This is a genomic window from Bacillus cereus group sp. BfR-BA-01408 (genome assembly GCF_022663305.1).
GTDB lineage: Bacteria > Bacillota > Bacilli > Bacillales > Bacillaceae_G > Bacillus_A > Bacillus_A pacificus.
This window is the reverse complement of the sequence record NZ_JAKUFF010000121.1, coordinates 1-8,906: the sequence shown is the minus strand read 5'-3', so window position 1 is coordinate 8,906 and position 8,906 is coordinate 1. Positions and strand designations below refer to the sequence as shown.

Here is an 8,906-nt window from a genome sequence, read left to right as displayed (position 1 = left end):
CGATTATTAAAATATATCGACTTACCGACAAAAAACGACAACAGCAACACTATATAAAGAGGCTACATGAAGTTCATGCAGCCTCTTTATACTATCCAACTTCCTTTTCTCGCTTTGCACGTTCTTTCGCACTCCATTTAAACACCTTATCTAGTAGCGAGTATATTCTCCCAGACTCTTTCGTTACTAACGGTCCTAACGATGCCAATATTAAAACATATAAAGCAGAGAACGGTTTAATCGCTGCCATTAAGCCACCGGCAATGCCGATATTCGCTACAATAATAGAAAATTCCCCGCGTGACACTAGTGTTAAACCTATATTCGTAGAAGCCTTATGGGATAACCCGGCTTTACGTCCTGCAATCATTCCAGCAGTAAAATTGCCGATTAGAGTAATGAAAACTGCTCCTAATGCCAACCAGACTGCTCCTCCAAGCGAAAACGGATCTATGCTTAAACCGAAGCTGAAAAAGAATATGGCTCCAAAGAAATCACGGAATGGGACGACAAGCTTCTCAATTCGATCGCTATGCTCTGTTTCAGAAAAGACGAGTCCTAACAATAACGCTCCAATTGCCTCAGCGACATGAATCGTTTCTGAAAATCCTGCTACGAAGAATAAAATAGCGAATATTACGATAATAAAAATTTCATTTGAGGAAATATCTAATATTTTATTTAAAAACGGCGTAGCTTTTCTAGCGATTACAAAGAATAGTAGCATATACCCTACTGCGATTAACACCGATGTAAGAGCACCTACAAATGATGTGGCACCACCGAGTACTAACCCTGAAACGACCGATAAATATACAGCTAAAAAAATATCATCAAACATGATGATTCCTAATATTAATTCAGTCTCTTTATTACCAGATCTTCTTAAATCAACAATTACTTTTGCAACAATTGCACTCGATGAAATTGTAATGATTCCAGCAATAATTAACGTCTCTAATAAGGGGAAGCCCATCACATAGCCATAAAGCAAACCTAATATGAAATTAAGTGATATGTGGACAGTCCCACCGAAAGCAATTGATTTTCCTGATTTAATTAATTTTTTTATTGAGAATTCTAAGCCTAAATAGAATAGGAGGAATATGACGCCAACACGGCCGAGGAAGGAAATAACTTCTCCGCTTTCAATAAACCTTAAATCGATAAGTCCTAAATCGGGGGCATGAGGCCCCACTAACATACCGAGTATAATGAGAAACGGAATAATCGAGAACTTTAACTTCGCAGCGAGGATAGCTGCAAAAGCTACTAATACTAACGCAGTTCCAACTTCAAAGATTAAAGTATCCATCGATTATGAATCACCTCCTGATGAAAGCAATTCATTAATAATTCTTTTCACTTCATGTCTTTCACCCGATAACACGAGCATATCGCCAGCTTCAATAATAGAGTCTGGACCTGGATTAAAGAATTTCTTCATATTCTTTTTTAAAATAGCAATAATCGTTACGTTATATGTTTTTCTGACATGTAAGCTACCAATTGTTTTTTGTACGACTGGTGCATGATTCTCCACCTTAAACCATTCAATTGATAATCCTTCAAAAGCCATCTCAATCGTGTCTAACGCTTGTGGTCTATATACCATTCCGCCTAATATAGCCGCAATTTGTCTCGCTTCAGAATCACGAAGAGAAATGCTTGAAATACTCTCATCATGATCCGCATCAAAATGATACATTTCTCTTCGGCCATCATCATGAATAACGATAACCATTTTTTCATTACCTTTTGTTATAACTTCAAATTTACATCCAATGCCCGGTAATTCACTCTCTCTAATATTCATAATTTCCGCCTCCTAAAGTTTTTAGTTACGGCTTTTACAAATCTACATCAATCTCTGTTTTAAATTCTTCATCTTTTGAGATTCCCAAATACTTTAATGTCTCTGAAGGTGTCGCGTGATGGAAATGCTTTTGCAATAGCGCAATTGCTATTCCCCTTTTGTACGCGTGAAATCCAAATGTTTTTCTCATTGAGTTCGTTCCAATTTTTCCAACAATCCCAACCGCTTCAGCAGCATTATGAATTACACGATACGCTTGTTGACGCGTAATTGAATTTTTCGTTTTATTAGATTGAAATACGTAGTTTTCTCTTTTCACATCAATAGATTGTACGTACTCTAAAAGTGCTTCTTTTACTTTTGTATTTAAATAAATATCTTGTTTAAACTTTTCATCTTTCACAGGAAGAGAATAAAACTCTTTAACAGTTCCATCTTCATTTAATATCTCTTCAAATTTCATACTAAGTAGCTCAGTAATCTTTAATCCTGTGTTAATTCCAATAACAAATAAAAGATAATCTCGCTGAGAGTGCTCTTTTAAATACTTTTTCATAGCCTCAATTTGGCTTATATCTTTTAATGCCTCTACAACTTCCATACATGTATTCTCCTCATCTTATGAACGGTAATTTTCTCATCATGTTGTCCATTTTACCTTATCACGCTATGAGATTTCCATGTATTATCCATTATTTTTACAATATACTTTTAGGTTTTGAAATTTATAATTGTGCAAATACAGTAGGGGTAGGAATAATAGGGGATATAAGTTCAGCCTCTTTCTACAGATCGGATTCCTCCTTTCCTTATCCAGTTGCTTCTACTTTTATATTACGTTACTTATTTACATTATATTATACATTTCAGTAACATTGAAGTGTTTTTTCTGAAAATAATAAAAACCGAGCGTTTTTGCTCGGTTTTTATTATTAATCTTCTTTCGGAAGAACAATTCCTTTATACAATTGAACTGTAATGAAGTAATAAATCGCATAAATAACTACGAAAATTACGATTGGTACCCAAATACGGAAGTACGGATCAACTAAAATAAATCCGAAAATATTCATACCAACTAATACGTGAGCGATACCTACAATCGCTGGGAATAGGAAGACTAAGAATAACTCTTTATAAATGGATTTTGTTAATAATTCACGGCGCACACCGATTTTACGAAGCATTTGATAACGTGTAATATCTTTTGATGCACCAGAAAGAATTTTAAACATTAGGCAGCTTGCCATCATTGCTAAGAACGCAATTCCAAGGAAGAATCCCATAAATACTGTCCCGCTCGCAAGACCATAGAACATGTCATACATTTGATATTTACTATTCATTTGTTCAGCTTTTACATTTTTATATTTATCTAGCTGCAACTCGTCAAGTTTTTTCCATTCTTTTGTGTATGCTACGAAATCATCTGTTTTTCCAGTAAATACAATTCCTTCTTTACCGTTTACAGTATCGTACATTTTTTGATCTACAATTTTAACGGCATGATCTTTGTATATATAGTATGGTTGAATTGTTCTAAATACCTCTTCCCATTCTTCAGGCATTGCTTTTTCATTTTGATCTTGCACTGCTCCTGCTACTGTACCTACTGGAGCTTCTCCTGAAACTTCTTTATATTTACCGAAACTTTCCTTCCCTACACCATCTCGAATGAATGGTTTATGTTTCTCTAAATCTTCTTTTACATAATAAATATATTTGTCGTCTACTTTATAACGATACTCAGTTTTATTTTTAAATGATATACCATCTAAAATTTTCTTCTCTTCAGCTGTAGGATTATGAATAATCGAATCATAAATTTCAAATCCATCAACCGTTTTTATAACGTTATTTTTAAATGCCATACCACCTGAAATTGCACCGGCTCCAAGAGCAACTAACATTGCTACTGTTGCAAGTACCTTTGTTAAACTATTAATACGGAAGTTTAATTGTGCAAATGTAAAAGCGTTAAGTCCCTTTTCACTACGCTTTTTATTACTTTTTAACTTTTTAATAATGACTGGAAGAAGTGAGCCAAATAGCATGTAAGTACCAGCTGTTGTTGTAATTAATGCAATAAGGATTCCCATTTCTCTTAGTTTTTCCATGTAAATCATTGATGCATAGCCAATTCCTAATAAAATAACCGCAAGGAATGCAACTACACCTGTCATTTTCCCTTTTACTGCAACACGTTCTGTTTGTGCATCTGCATGTACAAGTTGCAATACAGAAATACGTGATAACTTAATACTATTCATAATTGCTGACAATACAAATAGTGCAAAGAAGAAGATACAAGTAACAGTCATAGATGGCAGATAAAATGCTTTATAACCTTCACCTGCAAATTCTAATTGTTTCATTAATAACTGACCGATACCTTCTGCAAGTCCTACACCTACTGTAATACCAATCGCAAGAGATGCAGCGCCTAATACGATCGTTTCGATAAACATAAGTAATGTAACTTTATGCTTTTTTGCTCCTAACATCATATACATACCAAACTCTTTTTGACGAAGAGATAATAAGAAAGAGTTCGCATATAAAATATAGAAGAACGTTATAATAGCAAGTAAAAATGAACCTGCCTGGAATACAAATCCAATTGATTGAATAACTGAGTTAGATTCAATAAACGCTTTATTTAGAGCTAACGTTTGAAACATATAAAAAATTGAAATCGACATGACAAGGCCGACAAGTAAGACGATGTAATCTTTCAGCTTACTTTTCAGTCCTGACATGGAAAGTTTAAATAACATACTGGAGCCTCCTTTCTTACGCTTTTTGTGTGCCTAAGTCTGCAAGCACATCTAAAATCTCTTTATAAAATTCTTCACGTGTACTACCGCGGTGAATTTCTTTATATAGCTCACCATCTTGAATGAATAAAATACGCTGACAGTAACTTGCACTGTACGGATCATGTGTAACCATCATAATCGATACACCTTGATCTTTATTTAAGTTTGTCATCGCATCAAGTAAACTCGTTGCATTTTTAGAATCAAGCGCTCCTGTTGGCTCGTCCCCTAAAATAATTGCAGGTTCATGCACTAATGCACGCGCCGCTGCTGAACGTTGTTTCTGTCCACCAGATACTTCAGATGGATACTTTTGAAGAATTGCTGAAATGCCTAACATATCTGCTACCTTTTCTACTTTTGGCCCAATATTTCGCGACGAGACACCTTGAAGAGAAAGTGGAAGTGCAATGTTTTCGTAAATAGATAAGTTCTCTAATAAGTTAAAGTCTTGGAAGATGAATCCTAATTTTTGTGAACGGAAATCTGAAAGCTCACCTTGCTTCATTTGTGTAATATCCGTTCCTGCAATTTCAACAACGCCGCCCGTTGCTTTATCTAGCGTTGAAATTACATTTAATAATGTCGTTTTACCAGAACCAGATGGTCCCATAATCCCAACAAACTCACCCTCTTGAATTGAGAATGATACACCTTTTAATGCATGTGATTGATTCTCACCTTTTTTACCGTACACTTTTTGAACGTTTTTCACGTCTACAACTGGTTTCGTCATATATATCCTCCTACGCTTGTTTTTCCATTACCTATTTTGCGCCTTTTGGAGATGAACTGCTATTTGTTAACATTACAATTACCTTACACTTTTGTAATATAACAAAGGTGTACTTGTAAGCTTGGCTATTAATACTAGTGACATATTGAATCGATAAATGAAATTATATCGGCGATTTTTCAAATATATCGACGATTCTCCTACTTTTATCAGCGATTTTTTTAATATATCGACTTATCGACAAAAGCTGACAATAAAAATGAGCTGTTCCACAAAAGGAACAGCCCACTTCTCTCTTTATCCCACTTTATTTCTTTAAAGGTGTTACCGTCCAGTACGTAATAACACGCCAAATCCATTCTAATGGACCCATTTTAAAGATTTTCATCCAAATCACACTAAACACAATTTGAATTGCATAAATTGCAATGCATACGTATAACGTCTGCATGTACGTTAAGTTACCTGCAAAGTTAAATACACTTCCTGCGATTAAAATCATTGCAGTTTGTCCAATATAATTCGTTAAAGCCATACGACCATAATATTTCAGTGGCGCTAACAATGTTTGAACTGGTTTTAATTGAAGTAATAAAATTAATGCTCCAACATAGAAAGCTGAAATAATTGGTCCAACAGTAATACCTATTTTTAAAAATTGGCTTGCAGCATCCATTGTTCCATCTTCAGTTTCCATTATCCCATTTATAAATGGTTCAGCAGGAACGTGCCCATATTGATACCATACAGCTATGACACTTAAAACAAACATAATACCTGTAAAAATAGCGACTTTCTTTATATTTTGCGCAAGATTTTCAAATACACGATATTGTCCTGCAGCAAGCCCTAATAAAATTAGACCTAGCGGTAAAAATTCTTTCGCTCCCATTATACTGAAGGTAATTGTCAAAATAAGCCCTAGTACTAGGTTCACTTCTTTTTTCGCTTTATAAAACGGTAAAACGATTAATCCGCAAATTGCATATAACGCTAATGCCTCTCCGGGTTGAAACATTTGATGAATCAAACCGAAAATGAATAGTGCAACTAAGCGGCGTAAAAATAAAACATATCCGTTTTTGCCCTTTGCAATTGCTCTAGAGATAAAGATATAGAATCCCACTCCAAATAAGAATGAGAAGATTGAGAAAAAACGACCTTCTACAAACAAGTATAAAAACCTTTGATAGCTAGCATCCACTGTATTAGGATCTGGAATTTTAATGTTAAGTAGTGCAAGAATATTTACTAAAATAATCCCCAGTAATGCGAAGCCACGAATGTAATCTAACTCATCAATTCGTTTGTTTGTCATATTGTTCCCCATATAGCAACTCCTTGTCCAAAATTTAATCCTCCCCTACTCTACTGGAAATGTAGTCTTACAACTATCGACAAACCTTACAGAAATCTTACATTATTGTCATATAGCAAAATAAAACCAGGTCATATTGCGACCTGGTTTACTCTGATTGTTTCGATTTTTGAGGTTGTCCTTTTTTACTGTTGCGCTGTTTCACTTGAACAACTGGATCAAGTTCATTTGAAAACTCAGCGTTATGTCCATTTTGCGTTTTTTGTTCTGGATTATTTTGATCTGAACGTTTCGCCATTACATTCACTCCTTATTAGTGCGGTGTAATAATCATTTGATGTTGCAATTGGCGAATTGCCATACGTGCTCTATTTAATTGCTCACGTTGCTCATCATTTGCATGTTGTTGCATCGTTTGTAAATCGTTATATGCTTGTTCTAATTGTAACTGCGCATCCGAATACTCCATCGTATTATAATGCTCTTGTCTCATACCAAGATTTAGTTGTTCTTTCGCATATTCCACCGCTTGTTCCGCTTGTGTAATATACGATTCAAGTGATTGACGCTCTGCCATAATTGTCCCTCCTTGCTTCAATTCCCCTTTAGTGTGTCCCTTCCATATGAACCTTATGAGTATGTTATAATGGATTTTGTTTCATTTTGACTCGGCTTAGGAGGGAAAGTAATGAAGGTTCAAAACCCTTTTCCATATACAAACGACAATAAACGTTATCATACGTGGAATTACCATTTACGAAATGAATTTGGTGAAAAAATCTTTAAAGTTTCATTAGATGCTGGCTTCGATTGTCCGAACCGTGACGGTACAGTTGCTTATGGCGGTTGTACATTTTGCAGTGCTGCTGGATCTGGTGACTTCGCTGGCGATCGCCGCGATGATGTTATAACGCAATATCATGAAATGAAAGAAAAAATGCGCTCAAAGTGGAAAGATGGAAAATGTATCGCTTATTTTCAGGCTTACACAAATACACATGCACCACTTGACGTATTAAAAGAAAAATTCGAACCGCTTCTAGCTGAAAAAGACGTTGTCGGTCTTTCTATCGCAACTCGTCCAGATTGTTTACCAGACGATGTTGTTGAATATTTAGCGGACTTAAATAAACGCACATATCTTTGGGTTGAACTCGGATTACAAACTGTTCATGAACGTACTGCAAATCTTATTAATCGTGCTCACGATTATCCTTCTTACGTTGAAGGCGTAAATAAATTGCGTAAGCACGGCATTCGAGTTTGTTCTCATATTATTAACGGTCTTCCTCTTGAAGATTACGACATGATGATGGAAACAGCTCGTGAAGTAGCGAAGCTTGATGTACAAGGAATTAAAATTCATTTACTTCATTTATTAAAAGGAACGCCAATGGTGAAGCAATATGAAAAAGGACAACTAGAATTCCTTTCTCTTAAAGATTACGTAAGTCTCGTTGTTGACCAGCTTGAAATGATTCCAGAAGACATAATTGTGCACCGTATCACAGGTGACGGTCCACCTGATTTAATGATTGGTCCAATGTGGAGCTTAAATAAATGGGAAGTATTAAATTCCATCGATGCAGAATTTGTACGCCGCGGAAGCTGGCAAGGAAAATATGCAAATGAGGAGAAACAAAAATGAAATTAGAACGTGTATTACCGTTTGCTCGCACTCTCTTGCAAACGGCAGTAAAAGAAGGCGATTATGCTGTAGATGCAACTTTAGGAAACGGATATGACACTTGCTTCCTAGCTGAAATCGTTGGAGATAACGGAAAAGTATTTGGATTTGATATTCAAAAAGAGGCAATTGAAAGCTCAACAACTCGTCTAAAAGAAAAAGAACTTTTCGAACGCACTGTTTTAGTTCACGATAGTCACGATACACTTCTATCCGTACTACCAGAAGATGCAAAAGGAAAAGTAACAGGCGCAATTTTCAACTTAGGTTATCTTCCAGGCGGAGACAAGCATATCGTTACAAAACCGAACTCAACAATTTCAGCGATCGAACAATTACTAGAAGTAATTGCACCTGAAGGAATCATCGTCCTTGTTATTTACCACGGACATCCAGAAGGACAAGTAGAACGCGACGCTGTTCTCAAATTTGCCGAAGAATTAGACCAAAAACAAGCACACGTACTGCGCTACGGCTTCATTAACCAACAAAATAACCCGCCATTTATTGTGGCGATTGAGAAGCGCTAA

10 protein-coding genes are annotated in these 8,906 nt (G+C 35.7%); 2 read left to right on the top strand and 8 right to left on the bottom strand.

The genetic code is table 11. The annotated features are described in order from the left end of the window. Positions 1–91: 91 nt before the first annotated feature. The 8 genes from MR083_RS25465 to MR083_RS25430 form a co-directional block, all read right to left on the bottom strand. On the bottom strand, positions 92–1,315 hold the full coding sequence (locus MR083_RS25465; protein ID WP_016718713.1) for a cation:proton antiporter: 1,224 nt from the start codon (positions 1,313–1,315) through the stop codon (positions 92–94). Between the two features lie 3 nt (positions 1,316–1,318). After that, positions 1,319–1,816 carry a cation:proton antiporter regulatory subunit gene (locus MR083_RS25460; protein ID WP_001026046.1) on the bottom strand — a complete coding sequence of 166 codons (498 nt, stop codon included), beginning with the start codon at positions 1,814–1,816 and terminating at the stop codon, positions 1,319–1,321. 34 nt (positions 1,817–1,850) lie between these two features. Then, on the bottom strand, positions 1,851–2,417 hold the full coding sequence (locus tag MR083_RS25455) for a tyrosine-type recombinase/integrase (protein ID WP_000454214.1): 567 nt from the start codon (positions 2,415–2,417) through the stop codon (positions 1,851–1,853). Positions 2,418–2,748: 331 nt separating this feature from the next. Beyond that, positions 2,749–4,593: an FtsX-like permease family protein gene (locus tag MR083_RS25450; protein WP_242270032.1), complete on the bottom strand. Its 1,845-nt coding sequence runs from the start codon at positions 4,591–4,593 to the stop codon at positions 2,749–2,751. 16 nt (positions 4,594–4,609) lie between these two features. Then, entirely contained in the window at positions 4,610–5,371 is a 762-nt protein-coding gene (locus tag MR083_RS25445; RefSeq protein ID WP_242270031.1) for an ABC transporter ATP-binding protein, read from the bottom strand. A 307-nt stretch (positions 5,372–5,678) separates the two neighbouring features. Beyond that, positions 5,679–6,701, bottom strand: coding sequence for a DUF418 domain-containing protein (locus tag MR083_RS25440; protein WP_242270030.1), 1,023 nt, complete (start codon positions 6,699–6,701; stop codon positions 5,679–5,681). Between the two features lie 136 nt (positions 6,702–6,837). Next, complete coding sequence (locus tag MR083_RS25435) at positions 6,838–6,987, bottom strand: hypothetical protein (protein ID WP_001129344.1); 150 nt, start codon at positions 6,985–6,987, stop codon at positions 6,838–6,840. Positions 6,988–7,002: 15 nt separating this feature from the next. Then, positions 7,003–7,266 carry a YtzC family protein gene (locus tag MR083_RS25430; protein ID WP_000840873.1) on the bottom strand — a complete coding sequence of 88 codons (264 nt, stop codon included), beginning with the start codon at positions 7,264–7,266 and terminating at the stop codon, positions 7,003–7,005. A 111-nt stretch (positions 7,267–7,377) separates the two neighbouring features. Between MR083_RS25430 and mnmL the strand changes: the two genes are divergently transcribed. Both mnmL and mnmM read left to right on the top strand, forming a co-directional pair. Beyond that, on the top strand, positions 7,378–8,337 hold the full coding sequence (gene mnmL, locus MR083_RS25425; protein ID WP_139869803.1) for a tRNA modification radical SAM protein MnmL/YtqA: 960 nt from the start codon (positions 7,378–7,380) through the stop codon (positions 8,335–8,337). After that, positions 8,334–8,906, top strand: a complete 573-nt coding sequence (gene mnmM, locus MR083_RS25420) for a tRNA 5-(aminomethyl)-2-thiouridylate-methyltransferase MnmM (protein ID WP_000764501.1) — start codon at positions 8,334–8,336, stop codon at positions 8,904–8,906. Before mnmL ends, mnmM begins: the two co-directional genes overlap by 4 nt.

What these genes read in the sequence shown, in the direction of transcription:
- mnmL (WP_139869803.1), top strand. Translation starts at nt 7,378, where the DNA reads ATGAAGGTTCAAAACCCTTTTCCATATACAAACGACAATAAACGTTAT.
- MR083_RS25455 (WP_000454214.1), bottom strand. Translation starts at nt 2,417, where the DNA reads ATGGAAGTTGTAGAGGCATTAAAAGATATAAGCCAAATTGAGGCTATG.
- MR083_RS25450 (WP_242270032.1), bottom strand. Translation starts at nt 4,593, where the DNA reads ATGTTATTTAAACTTTCCATGTCAGGACTGAAAAGTAAGCTGAAAGAT.
- mnmM (WP_000764501.1), top strand. Translation starts at nt 8,334, where the DNA reads ATGAAATTAGAACGTGTATTACCGTTTGCTCGCACTCTCTTGCAAACG.
- MR083_RS25460 (WP_001026046.1), bottom strand. Translation starts at nt 1,816, where the DNA reads ATGAATATTAGAGAGAGTGAATTACCGGGCATTGGATGTAAATTTGAA.
- MR083_RS25440 (WP_242270030.1), bottom strand. Translation starts at nt 6,701, where the DNA reads ATGGGGAACAATATGACAAACAAACGAATTGATGAGTTAGATTACATT.
- MR083_RS25430 (WP_000840873.1), bottom strand. Translation starts at nt 7,266, where the DNA reads ATGGCAGAGCGTCAATCACTTGAATCGTATATTACACAAGCGGAACAA.
- MR083_RS25435 (WP_001129344.1), bottom strand. Translation starts at nt 6,987, where the DNA reads ATGGCGAAACGTTCAGATCAAAATAATCCAGAACAAAAAACGCAAAAT.
- MR083_RS25465 (WP_016718713.1), bottom strand. Translation starts at nt 1,315, where the DNA reads ATGGATACTTTAATCTTTGAAGTTGGAACTGCGTTAGTATTAGTAGCT.
- MR083_RS25445 (WP_242270031.1), bottom strand. Translation starts at nt 5,371, where the DNA reads ATGACGAAACCAGTTGTAGACGTGAAAAACGTTCAAAAAGTGTACGGT.